Source organism: Streptomyces azureus (genome assembly GCF_001270025.1).
GTDB lineage: Bacteria > Actinomycetota > Actinomycetes > Streptomycetales > Streptomycetaceae > Streptomyces > Streptomyces azureus.
This window is the reverse complement of the sequence record NZ_DF968483.1, coordinates 1-23007: the sequence shown is the minus strand read 5'-3', so window position 1 is coordinate 23007 and position 23007 is coordinate 1. Positions and strand designations below refer to the sequence as shown.

The window sequence follows — 23007 nt, the reverse complement described above, 5'->3', positions numbered from 1 at the left end:
TGCTGGTGGTTGGCGTGATCGACGCTACTCGCCAACATCCTCGTTCGGAGCAGCCATTCACTCGACCGGATGGCATATTCCAGGGGAGACTTCCAGTCAGGCGTGTCAGAGGTGTAACATCCCGCGCTTTGCCGGACTGAAGGTCCTGAGCCACGGCCGGTCAGCGTGCGTAGTCCTTCGCGAGGCGCTCGATGAGCTGCCGCGACTGGTCCACGTTCAGCGACTGGGCGCGCAGGTGCTCGTACATCACCGTGTACTTCTGCACGTCGAGCGGCTTCTCCAGGTAGAGGTCGCTGGTCACGCCCTCGATGTACACCACGCTGGAGTCGGCCGCGTCGGCGAACTCCAGGATCGAGTACTGGCCGTTGATGCCGGCGTGCGCGCCGACCTCGAACGGCAGCACCTGCACGGTGATGTGGGGCAGCTGCGACATCTCGATGAGGTGCTCCAGCTGCTCGCGCATCACCTGCCGGCTCCCGACGACCCGGTGCAGGGACGCCTCGTCCAGGACCACCCACAGCCGCAGCGGGTCCGTCTCCGCGGTGATACGGCCCTGCCGGCGCAGCCGGACCTCGACCCGCTTGTCGTTGTCCGCCTCGGACGCCTCGGGCGAGCCGCCCCGGATGATGGCCTCGGCGTACGCACGCGTCTGCAACAGGCCGGTGATGATCTGGGGTTCGTAGACCCTGAGCGACTCGGCGTCCGTCTCCAGGCCGATGTAGACGCTGTACGGGATGTCCCCGAAGGCGTGCCACCAGCCCTGCTGCCGGGAGTCCTTGGCCATCTGCATGAGCGAGTCGACGATCCGCTGGTCCTCGACCTCGTAGACCCCGCACAGGTCCCGGACGTCGCGCTGGCTGATGCTGCGCCGGCCGTTCTCCAGCCGGCTGATCTTCGACTGGGACACCAGCAGTCGCTCGGCGACCTCTTCGGCCGTCATGCCCTTGAGCTCACGGAGCCGGCGCAGCTCCTGGCCCAGCCGGCGCCGCCTGACGGTGGGATTGACATTGGACGCCACGGGACGTGCACCTCCGGCTGCGTGCCTCTACTTTGCGTATCTGCTGTTGAGCAGACTGCCACCAAGGTGCGTCCTACCGCTGGGAAACGGTGGATATGCGACGGGTACACGCCAGTTCGGACAGGCACGCCGAGCGGGGCGGGGAGAGTGTGTGCTCTCCCCGCCCCGCTCGGACAGCGGCTCCCGTGACCGGGTTCGTGGGCGCGGCGTCGTGCTCGTGTCGCCGCGCGGCTCAGTGGGCCACGGCGCGCGCCATGGTTCCGTGGCGCGGTTGCATCGGAACACCGCGGGCGGGTTCCGGTGCGGGCCTGGCTCCGCCGGCGGCCTGACGGCCGGACGGGGCCGGGCTGCGGCGCGGCTGGGCCGCCACGCCGTTCTGGACGTCCATCACCGCGTGCGCGACGAGACCGCCCATGGGGTCGTGCCTGATCAGGTCCCGCAGCCGGGACCGAGAGGAGCGCCCCTCGTTGCCCGGATACAGGTGCTTGCCGAGGCCGACCGCGTGTGCCAGGGCGGCGAGCGCGGCGGTCCGCGGGTCCGGCGGTACGCCGGTGCGGATCGCCGAGTCCAGCCGGGCCCTGATCTCCCGGCTGATGTCGTTGTCCGTCGCCTGGTAGCGAGTCGTCGGCAGCACTCCGCACATCTGGCCCGCCACGGCGTGCACCATGCCGCACCGCTCCAGATGGCTGAGGTAGGTCTGGCGGAGCCCCAATCGTGGCCCGCCGATCCAGTGAACCGCCCGTACGGGAGCGCCGCGCCTTCGCAGCAACTCCAACGCGCAGTCCAGAGTTGGATCTCCAGTCGGCCGTGGTACAACCACGGCGATACGATCCCCGTCTGGGGCTATCCGTCCGGCCAGTGCCAGCTCCACTAGCTGTGCACCGGCCAGACCGAGGTCGAGCGACTGCGGCTGTGCAGTGGTACCCGTGGCCGGGTCCAATGCCAGCAGCAGAAGCTCCTCCGGAAGTGTTCTGCGGCTCCTGCCCATCCATGCCTCCCCGCGTGGATGAATGACAGGGTGACCCCTCTCACATTGGTCTGTCGAGGGTGCGTGACCGGTTCGTAGTGGAACCAGTAGGTATGTCGTTCTCGTCTACCCGATGGGTTTAGTCCGCACACAGGACACTGGTACATGGTTCGGACAGCGCCGGGGAGCGGTGTCACGGGCGGCGGTTCACGGTTCGGTACGCGCACGCGGGGAGCGCGGCGCGAGGAGGAGGCATCGGTGGCGGGCGAGTCCCCCGACAGGTCGAAGCAGCGCGAGTCGTCGGCAGAACCGACGTCGGGGAGCGCGAGTCCGGTTCCCGAGGCCAGGAGCGAGGCCTCACCCAAGCGTGACCCGCGCCTCGCGGTGGCCCGGGACACGGAGAGGTCCGCGAAGCGGGGCGGCGCCGATACGGCGACCCGTGTGCTGTCCGCCCGGACGGCGGAGAAGCCGGCCGAGGCGGCTGACGCCGAACGGGACGCGGACGAGGCGGGTTCGGCAGCTGACGCCGAACGGGACGCGGACGAGGCCGGTTCGGCAGCTGACGCCGAGCGAGGCGCGGGCGAGACCGACTCGGCGGCTGACGCCGAACGGGACGCGGACGAGGCCGGTTCGGCAGCTGACGCCGAGCGAGAGGCCGACGCCGAGCGGGGCGAGGGCCAGGCGGGCGCCACGGACACGGCGGCTGACGCCGAGCAGGACGACAGCGACGCGGACACCGAGGGCACGGCGGCCGACGCCGAGCGAGGCGCGGGCGAGACCGACTCGGCGGCTGACGCCGAGCGGGACGCGGACGAGGCCGGTTCGGCAGCTGACGCCGAGCGAGAGGCCGACGCCGAGCGGGGCGAGGGCCAGGCGGGCGCCGCGGACACGGCGGCTGAGACCGAGCAGGACGAGAGTGACGCCGGTGCCGAGGGCACGGCGGCCGACGCGTCCCGGCAGTCTGTGGAGGAGCCCGTGAGGGGCTCCGGCCGGTCTTCGGGGCAGGCTGGGGCTTCGGCTTCCGCTGAGGCCTCCGAGCCCGGCGAGTCAACCGGCTGCGGCAAGGCTTCCGGCCTCGGTGAGGGTTCCGATTCCGCCGAGGGCTCCGAGGCCGGTGAGGCTTCCGGCTCCGCCGAGGGCTCCGAATCCGGCGGGTCAACCGGCTCCCGTGAGGGCGGGGGCGACGCCGCCTCCAGTGACGGACGGCTGCGGGACGCCGTGGCCGCGTGGGTCGCGTCGGCCGACCAGGACGAGGAGCCTGCGGCGGCCGAGGGGCGAGGCGAGCGGGCCGAGAGCGCCGACAAGGCCTCTGAGGACGGCCAGAAGGCGGCTGAGAGGGCGGAAGAGGCCAGGGATGCCGATACGGGCGGCCAGAAGCCTGAGAAGGCCGCTGAGGCCGACGTAGACGCCCGGGACGACCAAGACGCCGAAGGCACGGACGACGCCGCCACCGACGCCCAGGACCGCCCGAAGACCGAAGGCACGGACGACGCCGCCACCGACGCCCAGGACCGGCCGAAGGCCGAGGACTCGGAGGAGGTTGCCGAGGCCGGTGCCGGTGCCCAGGGCGGGCAGGAGGAGGCCGTCGAGGCTGAGGCGGACCGTTCCGCCACCGGCGCTTCCGGGGCCGCCTCGGCGGACACCACCACCGCCGGCGACACCGACGACACCCCGGAGAAGCCCGAGACGGCCGAGGCCGACTCCCCCGAGCCCGAAGCCAAGGACACCCCTGACAGCGGCAAGGCCCCCGAGCCGGAGGACACCGGCACCGGCAAGGGCGACGCCGAACCCCCCGTCGACCAGCCCACCGCCGTCTTCAAAGCCGTACGGCCCCCGGTCGACCAGCCGACCACCATGCTGAAGCTCGGCGGTGCCGCCAAGGACGCCGAGGCCGCGCCCGAGAAGGACGTCGAGCGGACCAGCAAGTTCGTCGCGCTCAAGCCGCTGGACGACCCGTCGACGCGGAAGCCGGCGTCCGGCACACAGGCCGGAGAGGCCGCCCCGGCCGGACAGGCCGCTGCGCCCGCCCCCGCCGACGCCACCGCCCCCGTCCCCACCGTCGGCCCCACCGTCGGCCCGGAGCGGACCACCCAGCAGCCCCTGCCGCCGCGGCCGCCGCTGGATCTGCTGGCCGAGCTGACGAACACTCCGCCGCCGCCGGACACCCCGCTGCGGACGGCCGTGCGGCGGGTGAAGATCTGGACGCCGCTGGTGCTGCTGCTGGTGGTCGTCTTCGGGGTCGTACAGAGCGTGCGCCCGCTGCCGGCGCCCACCCTGGAACTCACCGCCGAGGACAGCTACACCTTCGAGGGCGGCAAGGTCGACATCCCCTGGCCGGCCGAGGGCCAGGCCGCGCTGGACGTGCAGGGCATCGGTACGTTCGGGTCGTCCGGCGAGCAGAAGCCCGTGCCGATCGCGAGCGTCGCCAAGGTCATGACCGCCTATGTGATCCTCCGCGACCACCCGCTCAAGAGCGGTGAGGACGGGCCGAAGATCGAGATCGACCAGGCCGCCGAGGACCAGTCCGACGCCGGCCAGGAGTCCACCGTCGACGTCACCAAGGGCGACAAGATCAGTCAGAGGGAGGCTCTGGAGAGCATCCTGATCGCTTCCGCGAACAACGTGGCGCGGCTGCTCGCCCGCTGGGACGCGGGTTCCGAGAAGGCGTTCGTGCGGAAGATGAACGACGCCGCCAAGGACCTCGGCATGAAGAACACGACGTACACCGACCCGTCGGGCCTGAACAACACCACCGTGTCCACGGCCGTGGACCAGGTGAAGCTCGCCAAGGCGGCCATGGAGCAGCCCGCGTTCCGCGAGGTCGCGGCGATGATGTCGTACGTCGACTACAAGGGCGCCAAGCACGGCAACTGGAACCGCCTGGTCGGCTACAACGACGTCACCGGCATCAAGACCGGCACCACCACCTCGGCGCTCGGCAACCTCGTCTTCTCGGCGAGGAAGGACGTCAACGGCGAGGTCCGCCGGATCGTCGGCGCCGTCGTGCGTCAGCCCGCCGGCGGCCCGGACAACACCATCCTGGGCGCCGCGCTGCACGAGGGCGACAAGTTGATCAAGGCCGCGCAGGGCGCGCTGGAGTCGGCGACGATCCTGAAGAAGGGCACGGTCGTCGGGTACGCGGACGACGGTCTCGGCGGCCGTACGCCGGTCGCCGTCACCGAGGACGTCACGGCGGTCGGCTGGGCGGGCCTGTCCGTCAAGCTGACGTTCGCCGCGGACGAGCTGCCGCACACGGCGAAGGCCGGCAAGAAGGTGGGCACTCTCACCGTCGGTGACGGCAGCACCGAAGCGGTCAAGGTCCCGGTCGCCCTCCAGAAGGACCTCGTGGAGCCGGGCTTCGCGGACAAGCTCACGCGCATCGGCTGAGCCGGCCCGCACGACCGCACCCCGCCGGTAACGGCCCGTCCGGGCGCCGTCCGGCGGGGTGCGTGCTAGCGTCGCGAACCGGGCAGACCGCCGTCCGCGGCGGCGCGGGCGTGAACCGCTGACCAACGGGGCACGGCCGGGAAGAGTGGACGAGAACAGAAGACGGGACACGGGGAGTGCCTTCGAGTGGCCACTGCGGAGCCGACACGCGCCGACGACGCCGAACCGGGCCCGGTAGCCGGCCCGCGAATACGCCTGCCCGCAGCCGGGGAAGGCGGCGGCCGCAACGCCCGTGAGGGCGACTCCCGTGACTCCCGTGACTCCCGCGAGTCGGCCGGCTCCCCCGATTCCCCTGACTCCGCTGACTCCCCCGACTCCCTTGAGTCGCGGCTGCCGACGGCCCTCCTGACGCTGCGTGAGCGCATGCTGCGCCACCCCGTCCTGTCCATCACGGTCCTGGCCGGAGTGCTCCACGTCGTCTGGTTCTTCACGTTCGCGAACAGCGGCGGCGATCTGGCCGCGCAGGACGCCTGGGCCGAGTTCGTCGGCCGGCACCCGGACTCGGCGTACAACCTCGCCTGGTACGGCGGGATGCACCCGGTGTCGTACAGCGTGGTGTCGCCGTATCTGATGTCGGTGCTCGGCGTGCGGACGACGATGATGATCGCGGGGACGGTCTCGGCGGGGCTGCTGACCCTGCTCCTCCTGCGCAGCCGGTCCGTCCGCAACCCCCTGTGGGCGTCGCTGGCCGGCGTGTTCGGGCTGTTCTGCAACGCGGTGTCCGGGCGGGTGACATTCGGCCTGGGCATGATGTTCGCGCTCGGCGCGGTCGCCGTCGTGTTCTGCTGGCCCTACCGGTGGCGTTACAAGCGCTGGGCGAAGGCCCTGTCCGCGGCGCCGCTGGCCGCGCTGGCCACCATGGCCTCGCCGGTCGCGGGTCTGTTCGTGGGCCTGGTCGCGGTGGCGCTGTTCCTCCAGAAACGGCGGCCGGGCGCGTGGGCGCTGGGGCTGGCGCCGACGGCGGTGGTGGCGGTGTCGGCGTGGCTGTTCCCGTTCTCGGGGACGCAGCCGATGACGTACGCCTCGGTGATCCTGCCGCTCACGTACTCGGTTCTCGCCTTCGCCCTCGTGCCGAAGGACTGGAAGACGGTCCGGCTGACGGCCGCCGTGTACGGGCTGGGTGTCGTGCTGGTGTGGCTGATCAGCTCCCAGATCGGTTCGAACATCACGCGGCTGGCGATGCTGTTCGCCGGGGTGGTGCTGGTCGTCGCGCTGCCGTTCGCGGTGCCGCGCAGCCGCAAGTGGTACGCGATCGTCGTCGCGTTCGTCGGTTTCACCGGGTGGATCGGCTTCAAGACGGTCGACGACATCGTGCACACGGCCCCGGCGGCGTCCTGGTCGCGCGAGCTGGCGCCGCTGGTGAACGAGTTGCAGGAGGTCGGCGCAGAGAAGGGCCGCGTGGAGGTCGTCCCCGCCCGCTCCCACCGCGAGGCCTCCGCCCTCGCCCCGTACGTCAACCTGGCCCGCGGCTGGAACCGGCAGGCCGACATGGAGCGCAACCCCCTCTTCTACGACGACACGCTCAACTCGGCGAACTACCACGAGTGGCTGAAGCGCTGGGCGGTGCACTACGTGGTGCTGCCGAAGGACGAGCCGGACGGCGACGGAGGGCAGCGGGAGCGGGCGCTGGTGCAACGCGGGCTGCCGTATCTGACCCAGGTCTGGGGGGACGCCAACTGGCAGCTGTTCAAGGTGACCGGCCCCACCCCGCTGGCCGAGCCGAACGCGGTCGTCGACCGGGCCGAGCAGGGCGAGATGATCCTCCAGGTGAGGAAGGCGGGCCGGATCCTGGTCCGTATCCCGTACTCGCCGTGGCTGAGCATCGTCGACGCCGAGGGCAAGAGCCTGAAGCCGCCGCAGGAGACGGAGGCGTCCAAGGACCGTCCCGAGGGCGAGCCGAAGACGTACGTCAACGTCAACGGCTGCCTGGCGGAGACGGAGGAGGACGAGAACGGCGACAGGTGGACGGTGCTGGTCGCGCCGAAGCCGGGCACCTACCACCTGGCGGCGCCCTACCAACTGCCCCGGGGCACGCCGTGCCCGGAGGAACTGCGCTGACCCTGCCGGCGCTCGGCTATCGGCTATCGGCTCTCAGCGGAGCCGGTCGACGTACTGGTCCGTTCCCGGCACCGTCGGGACGAAGGGCGCGACCAGCTCCACCCGGCCGAGCCCGGATTCGGCGACCGCCGTGTCCAGGCCGGTGAAGAAGGTCTCCCAGCACTCGCGCGGGTCCGCCTGGAGGAACCACAGCAGGGTCAGCCGGGTGTCGACGCCCTCGACCTGCTTGACGTAGGTCATGCGGTCGCCGGGCAGCGGGGTCGGGCGGAAGACGGTCACCATCGCCGCCGGGGAGCCCGCGAGCCGCTTGGGCAGGTGGCGGGAGCGCAGCCACTCCAGCATCTGTGGGCGCTGCTCGGGTGCGCCTGCCTCGACGACCTGGAGGACCAGGCCGGCGTAGGGGTGGTCGAGGGCGTGGACGTCGCGCGGTCCGGCCGCCCCGTCCCGGTAGACCGTCACCTCGTGGTCCTGGAACGCCGTGAGGACGTGGGTGCGGTCGTGGTAGACGCGGCCGTCGCGGTTGAGGCGCCTGTTGATGGCGACCGTCCAGCGCATGTGGTCGTCGTAGCGGCCGGCGGTGATCCAGTACGTGGAGAGGTAGCAGCCCGTGGTGACGGGCTGGGCGACCGCCGACTTCTCGGGGTAGCGCAGGAGTTGCAGTTCCCGGGTCGCCACCCAGCGGCGGCCGGCGTACATCCAGGGCATGGCCATCGCGCCGGCGTAGTAGTGGTCGTCCTCGTACCAGCGGTTGTAGGCGTACTCGTGGCCCGGGTGCGGTTCGACCATGGTGATCAGGGCGTGGCCGGGGTGGGTGCCGTAGGGGCCGACGGCGGCCAGTTCGGCGTACAGCTCGCTGCGGGTGTCATCGCTCATGCCTTCCCCTTCGTAGGCGGCTGGCCCATACTCTGACGCTCCGTCAGATAAAGCGCCAGGGTCCGGCGTACGGTTCCGGCTTCCGGGAGGTCCTGCCAATGCCACTGCTCGCGGGGAAGACGGTCGTCGTGTCGGGGGTCGGGGCCGGGCTGGGGCGGCAGGTGGCGGCGGCCGTCGTACGGGACGGGGGCCGGGCCGTGCTCGGGGCCCGTACGGAGGCGAACCTGGCGAAGACGGCCGCCGAGCTCGATCCGGACGGGTCACGCACGGCGTACCGGGCGACCGACATCGCCGACGAGCGGCAGTGCGAGGCGCTGGCGGGGCTGGCGCGGGAGCGGTTCGGGCAGATCGACGCGGTGGTGCACGTGGCCGCGCTGGACGGTCACTTCGGCGGCCTGGAGGACGCGGACTTCGAGGCCTGGCGCGCGGTGCTGGACGTGAACCTGCTGGGCACGCTGAGGATGACCCGGGCGTGCCTGCCGGCACTGAAGACGGGTGGCGGCGCGGTGGTGTTCATCGGGGCACAGTCGGCCGCGGCGGCTCCGTCGCAGGTGCGGCAGGCGGCGTACGCGGCGTCGAAGGGGGCGCTGACGAGCGCGATGTACTCGCTGGCGCGGGAGCTGGGGCCGTACCGGATCCGGGTCAACACCGTGCTGCCGGGCTGGATGTGGGGCCCGCCGGTGCAGGCGTACGTACGGTTCACCGCGGGCAAGGAGGGCGTGTCGGAGGCGGAGGTGCTGGGCAGGCTGACGGGTCGTACGGCACTGCCGGAGCTGGCGACGGACGCGGACGTGGCGGACGCGACGGTGTTCCTGGTGTCGGACCGGGCGCGGGCGATCACAGGCCAGTCGCTACTGGTGAACGCGGGTGAACTGATGCGCTGAGGGCTGTTTCCAGCCAAGCGTCATAGGTTCACGTACATAAACATAAGTCATCTCACCGAACTTTTTTACGCTCTCTTGACCTTCCTCTTCCTTGCCGTGCGTACGTCACCGAACCCAGAGTTCACATGCCTGACCCTGGCGGCGCACCCGTGGAAGGGGACTCATGAACGGTCTCGACTGGGCCGTGCTCATCGGCTACTTCGCCGTGATGGTCGCGATCGGCGTCTGGTCGCACAAACGCGTGGACAACGTCAGCGACTTCTTCACCGCCGGCGGCAAGATGCCGTGGTGGCTCTCCGGCATCTCCCACCACATGTCGGGCTACAGCGCGGTGATGTTCACCGGGTACGCGGGCATCGCCTACACCTACGGCGTCACGTCCTTCGTCACCTGGTCCTTCCCCATCGCCCTCGGCATCGCCATCGGCTCGAAGCTGTTCGCACCGCGCATCAACCGCCTGCGCTCGCGGCTCCATGTGGCCTCCCCGCTGGAGTACCTGAAGAACCGCTACGACCTGAAGACCCAGCAGGCGCTGGCCTGGTCCGGCATGCTGCTGAAGATCGTGGACGTCGGCGCGAAGTGGGCGGCGATCGCGACGCTGCTGTCCGTCTTCACGGGGATCTCCCTCAACCAGGGCATCCTCATCACCGGCGGTATCACCGCGATCTACTGCACGATCGGCGGCCTGTGGGCGGACGCACTGACCGAACTCGGCCAGTTCATCATCCAGTTGCTGGCCGGCATCGCGATGTTCGTGGCGGTGTTCGTACGCCTCGACGACCACGGCGGCTTCTTCGGCGTCTGGGACTCGCCCGAGCTCCAGGGCCACGAGAAACCGCTGGTCGGCCCGTACGGCACGGTCTTCCTGCTGGCGTTCCTCTTCATCAAGCTCTTCGAGTACAACGGCGGCATGCTCAACCAGGCCCAGCGCTACATGGCCACGCCGAACGCCAAGGAGGCCGAGCGGTCGGCCCGGTTGTCGGCGATCCTCTGGCTGGTCTGGCCGCTGGTGCTGTTCTTCCCCATGTGGATGTCCCCGCTGCTGGTCGAGTCGCAGAAGGCCGACGGCTCCGACTCCTACGCCCTGATGACCGAACAACTCCTGCCGCACGGCCTGTTGGGGCTGGTCATCGTCGGCTTCTTCTCGCACACCATGGCGATGTGTTCCTCGGACGCCAACGCCATCGCGGCCGTGTTCACCCGGGACTGCGCGCCGGTGATCTGGGCACGGGCACGGGCCTGGAACCAGAGCACGGGTCTGCGGGTCGCCCGTATCGCGACGGTCGTCTTCCTCGGTCTGTCCATGGCGGCGGCGACGCAGGTCAACTCCCCGGCGTTCAAGGACATCATCACGGTCGTCATCAAGTGGGTGGCCGGTCTGATGGGCCCGATGGCGATCCCGATGATGCTGGGCCTGCTGCGGGCGTTCCGCCGCTCCGGCCCGACGGCGGCCCTCGTCAGCTGGTCGATGGGCCTGCTCGCCTTCTGGCTGGTGAACTACCCGATCCACTGGAACGTCGAGGGCGGCGTGCCGCTCCAGTACCAGGTGTCGATCCCGCTGGCGGTGTCGCTGGTCCTCTACATACTCGTCGGCTACATCAAGCCGGAGGACACCCCGGAGCGGCTGGCGCTCATCGAGAAGATCAACACGGACGGGGACGGGGCGGCGTCGGCCGCGGTTCCGGTACCGGCCGGGCCGGCGGACGACGTGGTGCGGACGACGGTCAGGGACTGAGGCGGGGGAAGGGCGGGGTGGGATCAGGCCCTCGGATAGCGGGCGAGCCACCCCGGTGACGACCCTCCGGGCCCGTGCAGGGCAGGCCCCTGGGTCATTTCCATGGCGAAGTCGTCGGCCAGCTCCAGGATCGTGGGACGGCCCTCCAGCTCGGCCAGCCAGGCCGGGGGGAGGGCCGTCTCGCCGTGCAGGGCGCCGAGCAGCGCGCCCGTCAGCGCGGCGGTGGCGGCGGAGGGGCCGTCGTGGTTGACGGCCAGAGTCAGTCCGTGACGGACGTCGGCGGCGACGAGGGCGCAGTACACGGCGGCACCGACGAGGCTCTCCGCCGTACCGGCCCCGCACAGCTCGGCCACGCGCTCCGGCCCGGGCAGCCCCTGCCGTACGGCACCCAGCGCGTGCTGGAGCGCGTCCGACACGGGCTGGTGCCCGGGCCGGGCGGCCAGCAGCGCGAAGGCCCGCTGCACCGCACCGTCGAGGCTCTCCCCCAGGGCGAGGGCATGCACGATCACGGCGTACGCACCCGCCGCGAGATACGCCGTGGGGTGACCGTGGGTCTGCGCCGCGCACTCCACCGCGAGCTGGGCGACGAGCTGCGGCTCCCACCCCACGAGCAGCCCGAACGGGGCGGACCGGGCGGCGGCCTCGGGCCCGAGCTCGCCGGGGTTCTTGGGCGCCTCGGGCGTCCCCATGGTCTCGTCGGCGAGCCCGAGGAGCAGCGCCCGACTCGGATCCCTGCGCGCGTACAGCCACTCCTCCCGCGCGAGCCACCCGTCGTCCTTGCGCCGCTCGTCGGGCCCCCAGTCCCGCTGGGTGGCGGCCCAGCGCAGATAGGCCCGGTGCAGGTCGGTGGGCGGATGCCAGGCGCCGGTGTCCCGCCGCACCTGGGCCCGTATCAGCCCGTCCACGGAGAACAGGGTGAGCTGGGTGAGATGGGTGACGGCACCGCGTCTGCCATAGGCGGGAGCCAGATCAACCAGCCCCTCCGCCCCGTACGCCTCCCTGATCCCGTCGATCCCCAGCCCGTCCACCGGCGCACCCAGGGCGTCCCCGACGGCCAAGCCGAGCAGAGTCCCCCGCACCCGGCTACGAAAATCCTGCTGCTCCGTACGCCCCCAGACGGCACCGGCAGTCGCACCCACCTTGACCTCCCAGGGACCGTCCATACGTACGACAGCTCAGCACTGTATTCGAAAGGGGACGGCGGGTTCAGGGGGCGGAATGGCCCGGGTCTGTCCGACGGATCACACCGGACAGGCCCGGGGCCCCGGGGAGCTCAGCGCTTGAGCGTGAAGGTGAAGTCGTCGGCGAACTTGCCGCTCAGCCGGATCGCCGACACGAGCTTCCCCTCCGTGATCAGTCTCTCGACCTCGGCCCGCGAAAGACCGAAGCCTTCCGCGATCAGTCGCACCGGCCGGACAGGTATCCGCGCCGCGAAGCGGACCGAGACGTCGATCACCTCGCGGTCCAGGTGATCCGGTCCGCCGGTGTCGAGGCGCCAGGCGTTGTCCCAGTCGAGGGCGATGTGATTGCGGCGCCGCACGACCGGATCCTGGAGCAGCTCAGCTGCCAGGCCAGGGTCGTTGTCGTGCATCCGGTCCAGCAGCTCAGGCCGCACGGAGCGCACGTTCATCCGATCCAGGACCGTGAGCTTCGCCGTGTCCCCGCAAGCGGTACAGAGCACGAGGAGCCAGGCGTCGAGGAGCTTGTGGTTGGCGTTGACGCGAAACTTGCCGTTTGCCCGGAAACGCTCGGACGCGCACCCGTGGCAACGGCGGAGAACAGTCGGCAGGCAGGTGGGCATGACCACCCAGTGATCGAGCACAGAAGTACACCGGTTTCAGTGAGAAATCCGCAGCGAAAAGGAGCGCGGCGCACATGCGCGACGCGCGACACATCAGCTCTCGGGAGGTCTCACAGGGTGTACAACGGCACGTCCTTGCCTGGGCGACTTGGTTCGGCAGCACGGTAGGGCAGCACGGCGGCGCTGCTCCACCGGTTTTCGAGCCGCAGTGCGTTCACTCCCATCCATTGCAACGAAGGCTCGGATGCGTTGCATTGAATTTAGATCCGTTGCAACGATTACTCGGCCATGAGCTGCATAAACAGTAGTTACACGCAACGAGTGTGTTGCTAGTTCCGTGAATGCAACGTAGCTTTTCCATCGTTCGAAACGACGACTCCAAGGAGAGCACGATGCAGAAGTTCGACACCCCCGCCCCGATCTCCGCCGTCCTCGACCTCCCCGCCGGACGCGTCCAGTTCATCGCCGCGGACCGCGCCGACACCACCGTCGAGGTCCTGCCCGCCGACCCCGCCAAGAGCCGCGACACCAAGACCGCCGAGAGGACCACCGTCGCCTACGCCGACGGCGTCCTGCGGATCACGGCCTCGGCTTCCGGCAACCAGCTCATCGGCCCCTCCGGAGCCGTGGAGGTCACCGTCCGGCTGCCCGCCGGCTCCCGCGTCGAGGCCAGGGCCGACAGCGCCGAGCTCCGCGGCGTCGGGCGCCTCGGCGATGTCGTCTTCGAAGGCGCGTACCGGCAGATCAAGATCGACGAGGCCGCGGGCGTCCGCCTCTCCGCGATCGACGGTGACGTCGAGGTCGGCCGGCTGGGCGGCCCCGCGGAGATCAGCACTGCGAGGGGCGACATCCGGATCGCCGAGGCCCGGCGCGGCACGGTCGTGCTCCGCACCCAGTCAGGCGACATCTCGGTCGTCGCCGCCGCGGGTGTCTCGGCCGCCCTGGACGCCGGCACCGGCTACGGCCGCGTCAGCAACTCCCTCAAGAACGACGGCACCACCGAACTCGACATCCGCGCCACGACCTCCCACGGCGACATCACCGCCCGCAGCCTCTGAACGAGCAGCACCAGGACTGTCCGGCCCGAGCCCACCACCAAGGGGGACCACATGACGAAGAACAGCACGTCCTCGAGCGGTTCGACGTGGACCGGCATGGTGCCGGTCGACGACACGGCCCTGGCCGTCACCGACACCGGCGGTCCCGGGCTCCCGGTGGTCTACCTCAACGGCCAGTTCGCCACCCAGGGGTACTGGCGGCGGGTCATCGCCGAACTGGGGACGGGGTGGCGGCACATCACCTACGACGAGCGGGCCCGCGGCAAGTCGAAGCGTTCGGCGGACTACTCCTTCGAGGCAGCCGTCCGGGATGTCGACGCCGTTCTCGCGGCCAGGGGCGTGGACCGGGCGCTGGTGGTCGGCTGGTCCTACGGGGCGGTCGTCGGGGCGCACTGGGCCGAGCGGAATCCGGCGCGTGCCGTGGGCGCGGTCCTGGTCGACGGCGCGTTCCCCTACGACTGGCTGGACGAGGCCACGGAGCGGCGGATCCGGAAGCTGTTCCGGCGGTTGGGCTGGTTCATGCCGCTGCTGCGCCCGACGGGCCTGACCCCGCGGATGACCGCCGAACAGCAGGCCGACAGCAACATCGAGCTCGGCAGGCTCTCCCGGGAGCGGGAGCTGGGGCCCGTGCTGGGCAACATCACCGTCCCGGTGCGGTATGTGGTCGCTTCCGGGACCTCCTTCGGCAGCCGCGGTGATGAGCAGGAGCGGATACGCACGGGCCTCGATGCGGTGACCGCCGGCAACCCGAACATCCGGATCAGCGCGAAGGTCGCCAGCAACCACGGCGCGCTCCTCAAGAAGGACTTCCTGGCCATCGCCGAGGCCGTACGCGAGGCCGCCGCCCTCGACTGCGGGGAGCACTGAAGACACGACCAGCCTCCGCACCCTCCCGACCAGCACAATTACCCGTGCGGGAGAGGTGCGGAGGTGCCTCGACGGAAACACCGAGTTGAACTCCACCGGCGTGCAACTGCGGCAACACGGTCTCCTGGAGCTCGGCTGGCTTCGCAACCCCGAGCTGCGACTACGAGTCGACCGCCCTCGGCCGCACGCTCCTCGAACCGCTGACCACCCTCAACACCTGGGCCGAGACCCACCAGAACACCATTCGCGACGCCCGCCGACACCACGACGCCGCAGAGACTGCGTCAGGATCCTGAACGACACCCCCGTTCCGGTGGGCTCACTCGGGCTTCGGTGAGCGCCTGATCAGTGACGGCGAAGCGATCTGGAAGGCTTCAACGGTGCCTTCCAGCGCATCTTCCAGCGGCGCCGACCCTTGCCAGTCGGATCCAGGCTCATCAGCGCCATGCAGCCGCACTTCAACGCGGTGGCCTCCGACGGGAAGTGACCACGGGCCCGGACGGCCTTGCGGATGCGGGCGTTCCCGCTCCATAGACGTTCGTCGCGCAGATCTCAGTGTCGAACTTCCTCCATACCAGGGGCCCTCATGTCGGATCCTCGGGAAATCGAAGTCGTAGCTGGCTTCAGCTCCCCGGCGGGTCGGAAGGTGGCGGCGAAAGTTGGCCGACCGCAGCGCCCGGCGCTGTAAGGGAGAGTTCTGTGAACGTCACGACAGCGGCGAACGCGCCACAGGAGCGGCGGGCGGCCACGCTCATCATGGCCTGTCTCGGTGTGTTCGTCGCTTATCTGCCGGTGACCACCGTCGCGGCGAGTCTGCCCGCCATCCAGCGGGCGCTGGACACATCAACCTCGCAGCTTTCCTGGGTATCGGATGCGTTCGTGCTGCCCATGGCCGCGCTGATCCTCACCACGGGCGTCTTCGGTGATGTCCACGGCCGCAAGAAGGTGTTCCAGGCGGGCCTGGGTTTCAGCGGGCTGGGTGCCCTGGTCGCGCTGTGCGCACAGTCGATCGAGGTCGTATGGGTCGGCCAGGCGCTGGCCGGGCTCGGCTCGGCCGCGCTGCTGCCCACAACACTGGCGCTGATCAGCCACGCGGTCCCCGACCCGCGTGAACGCGGCAAGGTCATCGGCCGGTGGGCCACGTCGCTCACGACGGCGCTGGCCATTGGCCCCGTCATCGCCGGAGTGATCCTCGACCACTTCGCGTGGCGCTGGATCTATCTCCTGCCCATCCCCGCCTCGCTGCTCGCCATGGCGTTCGCGGCGAAACTGCTGGTCGACTCCCGCGCCCCGGGCGCGCGCCGACTGGACTGGCCCGGCCAGATCACCGCGGCACTGGCGATCACCGCACTGGTGTACGGGATCATCGAAGGCGGCGTCGCCTCCTTCACGGACGAGAAGGTGATGGTGGCCCTGTCCACCGCCGCGGTCAGCGCAGTCGCGTTCGTCCTGGTGGAGCGGCGCAGCAGCAGTCCGATGCTGGACCTGACGCTGTTCCGCAGCCCGGCCTTCACGGCCACCACCCTCATCGCCATGATCAGCTTCCTCGGACTGATCGGGTTCTTCTTCGCCCTCAGCCTCTACTTCGGCACGGTTCAGCGGCTCTCCACCCTGGAATCGGGCTGGCGGCTGCTGATGGTCTCCATGATGCCGCTGCTGCTCGGCGAGCCCGCCGGGCGTCTGGTGCACCGGGTCTCCCCCCGCGTTCTGATCCCCGGCGGCCTGTTCGTCACCGCGGGTGCGTTGCTGTCGCTCACCACGATCGACGCCGGCACCTCGTTCGGCTCCCTGGCCTGGCGGCTGGCCCTGCTCGGCCTCGGCATGGCCTTCGTCATCACTCCCATGACTGCCACCGCAGTCAGCTCGGTACCGCTCCATCAGGCCGGCATGGCCGCGGCCGGCAACAATGCCTTCCGCCAGGTCGGCGCCGCCCTCGGCCCCGCCGTTCTCGGCACCCTGCTGTCCGCCAAGGCCGTGGACGCCCTGCCCGGACACCTCACCGACGCCGGTCTGACCGGAGCAACGGTCCGGCACGTCACCGCGGTCGCGGACACCGGCGGACTGAGCGCCGTCGGCGGCACGGACCTCGGCGCCGACACTCCCCGTGTCCTGGGCGCCCTGTCCGAGGCATTCGTCGACGGACTCCAGCTGTGCCTGATCGTCTCCGCCACCCTGGCCCTGCTGGCCGCCGTCGTCGGGATGCTCCTGCTGCGCCGCCCGCAGCACCCGGCTCCTCCGTCCACCGGTGGCGACAGTGCCGTCCACGGCCGTCACGCCGCCGCAAACCCCGGCGCGACCGGTCGGGCCGCGACACAGCCTCAGGGCCCTGTGGCGCCCGCGCCCGCCCCGCGGGTCAACCACCAGGAAGGCTGACACCAACGGCTGCACATACGTACCGGACCGGACAACCGGGCATGTGACCGCCGGAGCGTGGCCCGGGACCGGCCCCCGGTCCCGGGCCACGCGGGCGCTGCGGTACGGCATGACGTGAGCATCACCTTCTCGCAGGAGACAGCCGGTGGAGTCCCATTCCCTCGACGCCCTCGGCCGGAAGCTGCTCCACGCCCTCCAGGTCGACGGACGGGCACCGTTCAGCCGTATCGCCGAGGTCCGTGGCCCAAGAGCAGCTACAGCGGAAACGGCGATGCCGATTGCGTCGAGGTCGCCATATCCCCCATCCGCCGCCCCACCGTCCACATCCGCGATTCCAAGAACAAGGACGCTGCCCGCCTGGCATCTACCGACGGCGCCTGGTCCGAATTCCTGGAGTTCGCGGCGGGACGCTGAGTCTCAGTCCTGGGCGGGGGCCGTTTCGGGCTCAGGAGTCGTGGCGTCCTCTTCTGCCTCCGCACGTTCTTTCTTCAAAGCGAGTTCCCGGGCCAGGGCCTCCGAGTACAGCCTCATTTCCGCTTCTTTGCGCTCGTCAAACACCAGTGCCTCCTTGAATTGCAGGGGTGCTGAGGGTGGAAAAAAGGGGACCGGTCAGGTGGAAGCGCGCTGGAACCGGGGACGGCTGTGGTCCGGGAGTGAGTGTGCCGACTGGTGGCGGGGTTCATCGGAGATCAGCCGCCTCACCATCGTCATCGCACACCTCCCAAAAGCAACTCGACCAGACCGCAAGCCTCTTGGCTCAAAGGTTACCCCACCACCACGAAATAAGTCACGGTCGAATTACATCCGCACACAGGTAATTCGCACGCTGTTCACCCGGTGAGGACAGACCCCAGTACCGCACGGTCGGTATCCGAAAGGCGTTCCAGTGTCTCGGAGTCCAGTTCCCGGACCCTTTCCACATCGGTCCGTGCCTTCTCGAACAGCCCCATGAGCGCGTACAGCACCGCCCGGCGGCACAACGCCCAGACGTACCCCGGCCGGAGTTCCACCGCCCGGTTCAGGTCGGCGTGGGCCTCCGTGTGGCGGCCGAGGTTGGTGAGAGATGCGCCCCGGCTCGCGTACGCCGAGGCGTAGGCGGGGTCCAGGGACAGTGCACGGTCGAAGTCGGCGACAGCCTCCTCGTCGCGGCCCGCGGCGCGCAGCGCGTCGCCGCGTTCGCAGCGGGCCCAGGGCCAGTCGGGGCTCAGGGTGAGGGCCTGGTCGAGGTCGGCCAGTTGGCGTCGGAGGTCGCCCAGCGCGCGCCAGACCCGGGCGCGGCGGGCGAGCGCCCAGGCGTAGTCCGGCTTGAGGTCGAGTGCCCGGCCCAGGTCGCAGAGGGCGGCGTCCAGGTCTCCGCGGCGTTCGTGTGTGGCTCCCCGGGAGGCCCAGGCGAACTCGTTGGCCGGGTCGAGGCGGATCCCTTCGCTCAGGTCCCGGATGGCCTCGGCGTCGTGCCGGGCGAGCCGGTGGTGTTCGCCGCGCAGGGCGACGTACCAGGAGTTGTCCGGCTCCAGCGTGACGGCCCGGTCCAGGTCGGAGATCGCCGCGTCGTGGTGGCCCAGTTCCCTCCGGATTCCGGCCCGGTGACGGTAGGCGACGGCCAGCTCCGGATCGAGGGCGACGGCCCGGTCGTACTCGGCGAGGGCCTGCGCGTACGCGGCCTGTCCGCGCAGCTCGTCACCCCGTACGACCCGGGCCCGGGCCTGGGTCGGCGCGTCGAGCACCGCGCGGCGCAGGATCAGTCCGAGCGCGGATGTGATGCCTTCCGCGTCGAGTACCGCCGTCAGTTCGGTGCCCCACCCGGCCACCGCCGCCGCGTCCGCGTCCTGTCCCGCGTCCACCAGCACACGTGCCCACTGCGCCGCCACGCCCGCACCGGCGTCGCAGGCGTGGACGAAGTCCCGCAGCGCCTGCGGCAGCGCGTCCCGCTCGCCCGCGCAGAGCAGGTGGTACACCTCGGCCAGGCGCAGGCTCCGCCACGTCTCGTCGGCCCACGGCTCGTCCCCGTCGGCCCCGGCCTCCTCCCGCCAGCCGCCGAACGTCCGCGCCAGGCGTCGCTGCCGCTCGGCCCATCCGCGGGGTGACCGGCTCCGTTCCGCGCGCAGCATCGGTGCCCGTACGACGTCGTGGTAGCGCAGTCGTCCACCGCCGCGCTCGCCGACGAACGGCATGCCCCGCAACCACTCGTAGAGCGGATCCAGTTGCTCCTCCGGGCAGTCGGTGACCGCCCGGAACACGTCCGCGTCCAGCCATCTCGGCAGCGCGCAGGACAGTGCGGCCGCTCGTCGTGCCGGGTCCCGCTCCCACCTCAGGAAACGTTCCACCGCTGTGGCGCTCGGGTCGCCCACGTCGTCCGGGTCGGCGGGGCGGGACTCGGCGAGGGTGGAGACCAGGACGGGGAGGCCGCCGGTGAGGCGCAGGACCTCTTCGACGACCGGTTGGGAGGTCACGCCCTTGCCGGCGAGCAGGCCGCGTGTCTCCGCTTCGGTGAAGGGGGACAGGGGGACGTCCGTCATGAAGTCCCTCAGGCCACCCCAGAGGGCCGTGTCCAGGGGGAGCCGGCCCGCCGTGACCACGACGGCCGTGGCCGGCATGGCGCCGTGGCGGTCGGTGGTCATCGTCTCGTGCAGCCAGTGGTCGAGGTACGGGGCCGTCCGCTCGTAGGTGTCGAGGAAGAGGGCGATCCAGGGGGCCGAGGTCGCGGCCTCCGAGAGTTCGCGCAGGAACACCGGTGTGAGCACCTGCTCCGGGGCGAAGACCAGCCGCACGTCCTCGTGGTCGCGGAAGCGGGCCAGCACGCTCTCCCGGAACCGGTCCACTCCGCCCGCCAGTTCGTCGGAGTCGAGCATGCCCGCGAGGGGGCCGACCACCGGGACCATCCCCAGTGCGACCACCCCGGCCCGGGCCACCACCCTTCCGCCCGCCGACGGCCCCGCGTCCTCCGCCTGTGCGTCCAGTGCCGCGAGCGCGGCCAGCTCCGCCTCGTGCCTGCGTGCGTCGTGGGCGGCGAGCATGCGGTTCAGTTCCTTCAACCGGCGGCCCTGCGCGGCGAACTGGCGGCTGATCTCCGCCATCACCTCCGGCACGCTGCCGGAACTGTCGTCCACGTACGCGGTCAGCGCGCCCTGTTCGCGGGCGATCTGTTCCAACTCCCGCAGCAGGAAGGTCTTTCCGACGCCCGCGTTGCCGTGTACGTGGAAGCGGAAGCGATGGCGTTCGTCGTGCGGAGGGGTGTCGAAGTTCGCTCGGAACAGGGCCCGTTCAGCGGCCCGGCCGACGAAACCGGCCCGGGTCCGCTGCCGTATCAGGTCCTGCATCGACGGCCTCGTCTGCGCCATCCGTACGTCCCCTCGCCTCGCCCGGTCGGCTTCCGACGTCATTCTGTCGCGTCGGCGACCGCCGCTCGGGAAGAATGATCGGCATGGCCACCTCCTCCACTTCACGCCGCGGCGCGCTGCCCCTCGCCGCCGCCCTGCTCACCGCCTCCGTCGCCCTCTACATGGCGCTGGTCGCGTTCGGGAACATCACCGACTTCGGCACCAACCAGCAGTTCGTCCGGCATGTTCTGGCCATGGACACCACGTTCAAGGACGAGGACCTGATGTGGCGGGCCATCACCAGTACGGGGCTTCAGGACACCGCCTATGTGCTGATCATCGTCTGGGAGACCGTCGCCGCGCTCGTCCTCATATACGGGACCTGGCTGTGGGCCAGACGTGACCAGCAGCAGGCCCGGCGGATGTCCACGTACGGGCTGCTGATGGTGCTGCTGCTGTTCGGCGCCGGGTTCATCGCGATCGGCGGTGAGTGGTTCTCCATGTGGCAGTCGAAGAGCTGGAACGGGCTGGACGCGGCGACCCGCGTGTTCCTGTTCAGCGGACTCGTGCTGATCGTCAACCACCTGCCGTCCCCGCGGACGGAGACCACGACCACCTGAGCCGGCCGCTACCGGGATTCATTCGCAGCGCATCGGCCTTTAGAGATCGTTTTTTAGAGGTCGTTTTATCCCGTTGTTTCATCCCGTTGTTTCATCCCGGACTCCGTGGTTGGTGCGGTTTTGCGGGGTCGCGCCAGGAGATGGCGTTCTCGTCGGTGAGGCGTCGGGCCATGAGGTCGGTCATGGCCCGATGGATCATGGCTTCGGATCGGGCCGGGAGGCTTTCGTAGTCGCGTGCCAGGCGCCGGTGGAGCATCGGCCAGCCATAGGTCCGCTCGACCGCCCAGCGTTTCGGGATCGGGATGAAACCCCCGGTTCCCGCGGTGCGTTACTTCGCGGTGCTGTCCGGCGGCACGAGGGTCGACTCCCCGCGGTTTCTGCGCCGCGGAGAAGAAGCTGAAGAAGGCACAGCGGGAGCCGTCCCGCAAGCAGAAGGGACCGAAGAACCGAGCCAAGGCTCGTCTGAGGGTCGCCCGCGCGCACGCGAGGGTGGCCGACGCTCGCCGGGAGTTCCACCACCAGTTGTCCTGTCCACGAGGCTGCTCCGCGAGAACCAGGCGGTCGCCGTGGAGGACCTGGCGGTCAAGAGCCTGGCACGCACCCGGCTGGCCAAGAGCGTGCACGACGCGGGTTGGTCGCAGTTCGTGAACATGTTGGAGTACAAGGCGCAGAGGTACGGTCGGACCTTCGCAAAGGTCGACAGGTTCGAGCCCACCAGCCAGGTGTGCTCCACCTGCGGTCACCACGACGGCCCCAAACCCCCGCACGTGAGGGAATGGACCTGCTCCGCCTGCGGCGCGGTCCACGACCTCGACCACAACGCCGCGAAGAACGTGAAATCGGCCGCCGGACTGGCGGTGACAGCCTGTGCAACGCCGGTAGGACCAGAACCCGTTCTGGCACAGCGCGACGAAGCAGGAAGCCACGGAAGCCCGCCCGATGCCCGTGCCGCGTAGCGGCACAGCATCGAGCGAGCAGGTCGGAATCTCCCTCCTTCAGAAGGGAGAGCAAGTCAATTGACCACGGTCACCGTCGTACCGACCGTGCCGAACGCCCACAGTGCCGTGCCGTCCGCCTTCCGCATCCTGACTCCGCCCGTCTTGGCGCCGGAGTCGGCGGGAGGCGGCGAGGCGCCGTCGACCGCGTTGGAGAAGGCGACGGAGACGCCGGACTTCGCCGCGAAGTAGATGATGTGCTCGATCTGGACGCCGTCGGAACCGGTCGTGGCCTCGTTGCGGGACGACACCGTGTACGTACCGGGGTCGGGGCTGACCGTGCCCGGCCACACGGTGAACGTACGGCGGGTCGCCTCGCTCGCGTCGACCAGCCACACCCGCTTCTCGCCGAGGGAGTAGACGATGCGCCGGCCGGTGCCGGAGCCGTCGGGCACCCGGGCCGGGACGGACGCGGTGGGGGTGGGCTGCACGCCCGCCGACGCCGAGGTGCTCGGCTTGGCCGAGGTGGCGGTGGGGTGCGGGCCCCGGTCCGCCTGCACGGCCAGGACCGTCACCGCGGCTATCGCTCCCACGGTCAGCCCGGTCACCCAGGCCCACGAAGGAAGTCGGGCAGGCACGGGCACGCATCTCCTCAGTCACGGGACCCCGCGGAACGGGGGTTCCGATCATCGTACTGCGAGCCCGTTGCTTCCCAGGCGGCCCAGGGGGTGCCCGCAAAGTCCCGTCGTCGCCCGGAGAGCGGGTGCTGCGGCGTTCGGTGCGTGCTCTGGGGGTACCCCCTGCTCGAAGAGCTTGGGGGAGTGCCGGGCGGACGCCCGCGTACTGGTTGGACTGGGTGCTCGGCCGGTGCGGCGGGTGGGGGTCCCTGCTAGAAGAGCTTGGGGAGCGTGCCGGGCGTCGCAGGGCAGGCGGGACTTTACGGACACCCCCTAGCTTGATCTTTAACCTGTGCGGCGGGGTCGTGGGGTTGTTGACTTCTTCGTTCGCTGTTTCGTAGTGCCTGGTTTGCGGACGGTGTGCACGTCGTAGCGCG

The 23007-nt window shown here is 70.3% G+C and carries 17 protein-coding genes and 3 pseudogenes; 11 read left to right on the top strand and 9 right to left on the bottom strand.

Translation table 11 applies throughout. The features are described from left to right. Positions 1–160 precede the first annotated feature (160 nt). Together AOQ53_RS36830 and AOQ53_RS36825 are read right to left on the bottom strand one after the other, a co-directional pair. Positions 161–1018 (bottom strand): helix-turn-helix domain-containing protein, encoded by an 858-nt coding sequence (locus tag AOQ53_RS36830; RefSeq protein ID WP_059424099.1) that lies wholly within the window; start codon positions 1016–1018, stop codon positions 161–163. A gap of 232 nt (positions 1019–1250) precedes the next feature. Next, positions 1251–2006: a GOLPH3/VPS74 family protein gene (locus AOQ53_RS36825; protein ID WP_059424097.1), complete on the bottom strand. Its 756-nt coding sequence runs from the start codon at positions 2004–2006 to the stop codon at positions 1251–1253. Positions 2007–2243: 237 nt separating this feature from the next. On the opposite strand from AOQ53_RS36825, the gene AOQ53_RS36820 reads away from it, so the two are divergent. Both AOQ53_RS36820 and AOQ53_RS36815 read left to right on the top strand, forming a co-directional pair. Beyond that, complete coding sequence (locus AOQ53_RS36820; protein ID WP_059424095.1) at positions 2244–5372, top strand: D-alanyl-D-alanine carboxypeptidase; 3129 nt, start codon at positions 2244–2246, stop codon at positions 5370–5372. Between the two features lie 186 nt (positions 5373–5558). Continuing rightward, positions 5559–7490: an MFS transporter gene (locus tag AOQ53_RS36815; RefSeq protein ID WP_059424094.1), complete on the top strand. Its 1932-nt coding sequence runs from the start codon at positions 5559–5561 to the stop codon at positions 7488–7490. A gap of 33 nt (positions 7491–7523) precedes the next feature. On the opposite strand, the gene AOQ53_RS36810 is transcribed toward AOQ53_RS36815, so the two are convergent. Then, entirely contained in the window at positions 7524–8363 is an 840-nt protein-coding gene (locus AOQ53_RS36810) for a hypothetical protein (protein ID WP_059424091.1), read from the bottom strand. A gap of 98 nt (positions 8364–8461) precedes the next feature. Between AOQ53_RS36810 and AOQ53_RS36805 the strand changes: the two genes are divergently transcribed. Beyond that, positions 8462–9247 carry an SDR family oxidoreductase gene (locus tag AOQ53_RS36805; protein ID WP_059424089.1) on the top strand — a complete coding sequence of 262 codons (786 nt, stop codon included), beginning with the start codon at positions 8462–8464 and terminating at the stop codon, positions 9245–9247. A gap of 163 nt (positions 9248–9410) precedes the next feature. Next, complete coding sequence (locus AOQ53_RS36800; RefSeq protein ID WP_059424088.1) at positions 9411–10982, top strand: sodium:solute symporter family protein; 1572 nt, start codon at positions 9411–9413, stop codon at positions 10980–10982. Positions 10983–11005: 23 nt separating this feature from the next. Here the strand turns inward: AOQ53_RS36800 and AOQ53_RS36795 are convergent, their stop codons facing one another. Both AOQ53_RS36795 and AOQ53_RS36790 read right to left on the bottom strand, forming a co-directional pair. Further along, positions 11006–12121: an ADP-ribosylglycohydrolase family protein gene (locus tag AOQ53_RS36795; protein WP_059424111.1), complete on the bottom strand. Its 1116-nt coding sequence runs from the start codon at positions 12119–12121 to the stop codon at positions 11006–11008. A 134-nt stretch (positions 12122–12255) separates the two neighbouring features. After that, complete coding sequence (locus AOQ53_RS36790; protein WP_059424085.1) at positions 12256–12804, bottom strand: DUF1062 domain-containing protein; 549 nt, start codon at positions 12802–12804, stop codon at positions 12256–12258. A gap of 371 nt (positions 12805–13175) precedes the next feature. Here AOQ53_RS36790 and AOQ53_RS36785 point away from each other — a divergent pair, with 371 nt between their 5' ends. From AOQ53_RS36785 to AOQ53_RS47095, 5 genes and pseudogenes are all read left to right on the top strand, one after another. Further along, positions 13176–13841, top strand: coding sequence for a DUF4097 family beta strand repeat-containing protein (locus tag AOQ53_RS36785; protein WP_059424084.1), 666 nt, complete (start codon positions 13176–13178; stop codon positions 13839–13841). Positions 13842–13892: 51 nt separating this feature from the next. Next, positions 13893–14708 carry an alpha/beta fold hydrolase gene (locus tag AOQ53_RS36780; protein WP_059424083.1) on the top strand — a complete coding sequence of 272 codons (816 nt, stop codon included), beginning with the start codon at positions 13893–13895 and terminating at the stop codon, positions 14706–14708. 699 nt (positions 14709–15407) lie between these two features. After that, positions 15408–17081, top strand: coding sequence for an MFS transporter (locus AOQ53_RS36775; RefSeq protein WP_174523405.1), 1674 nt, complete (start codon positions 15408–15410; stop codon positions 17079–17081). Between the two features lie 145 nt (positions 17082–17226). Next, a pseudogene (locus AOQ53_RS45560) lies at positions 17227–17325 on the top strand (AsnC family protein); the annotation flags it as partial. A 50-nt stretch (positions 17326–17375) separates the two neighbouring features. Further along, positions 17376–17495 (top strand): DUF397 domain-containing protein, encoded by a 120-nt coding sequence (locus tag AOQ53_RS47095; RefSeq protein WP_330219381.1) that lies wholly within the window; start codon positions 17376–17378, stop codon positions 17493–17495. A gap of 3 nt (positions 17496–17498) precedes the next feature. Here AOQ53_RS47095 and AOQ53_RS45555 read toward each other — a convergent pair whose 3' ends face one another. Both AOQ53_RS45555 and AOQ53_RS36770 read right to left on the bottom strand, forming a co-directional pair. After that, the gene (locus tag AOQ53_RS45555) at positions 17499–17639 is read right to left on the bottom strand and encodes a hypothetical protein (protein ID WP_201785100.1); all 141 of its coding nucleotides are present in this window, start codon (positions 17637–17639) and stop codon (positions 17499–17501) included. Positions 17640–17911: 272 nt separating this feature from the next. Next, the gene (locus AOQ53_RS36770) at positions 17912–20419 is read right to left on the bottom strand and encodes a tetratricopeptide repeat protein (RefSeq protein ID WP_078945682.1); all 2508 of its coding nucleotides are present in this window, start codon (positions 20417–20419) and stop codon (positions 17912–17914) included. 83 nt (positions 20420–20502) lie between these two features. On the opposite strand from AOQ53_RS36770, the gene AOQ53_RS36765 reads away from it, so the two are divergent. Then, the gene (locus AOQ53_RS36765) at positions 20503–21018 is read left to right on the top strand and encodes a DUF2165 domain-containing protein (protein WP_059424110.1); all 516 of its coding nucleotides are present in this window, start codon (positions 20503–20505) and stop codon (positions 21016–21018) included. 91 nt (positions 21019–21109) lie between these two features. Here AOQ53_RS36765 and AOQ53_RS42350 read toward each other — a convergent pair. Further along, a pseudogene (locus AOQ53_RS42350) lies at positions 21110–21328 on the bottom strand (IS5 family transposase); the annotation flags it as partial. Positions 21329–21347: 19 nt separating this feature from the next. Here AOQ53_RS42350 and AOQ53_RS36760 point away from each other — a divergent pair. Then, positions 21348–21974: pseudogene (locus AOQ53_RS36760) on the top strand (RNA-guided endonuclease TnpB family protein); the annotation flags it as partial. Between the two features lie 56 nt (positions 21975–22030). On the opposite strand, the gene AOQ53_RS36755 reads toward AOQ53_RS36760, so the two are convergent. Beyond that, the gene (locus tag AOQ53_RS36755) at positions 22031–22591 is read right to left on the bottom strand and encodes a hypothetical protein (RefSeq protein ID WP_059424082.1); all 561 of its coding nucleotides are present in this window, start codon (positions 22589–22591) and stop codon (positions 22031–22033) included. Between the last annotated feature and the right edge of the window lie 416 nt (positions 22592–23007).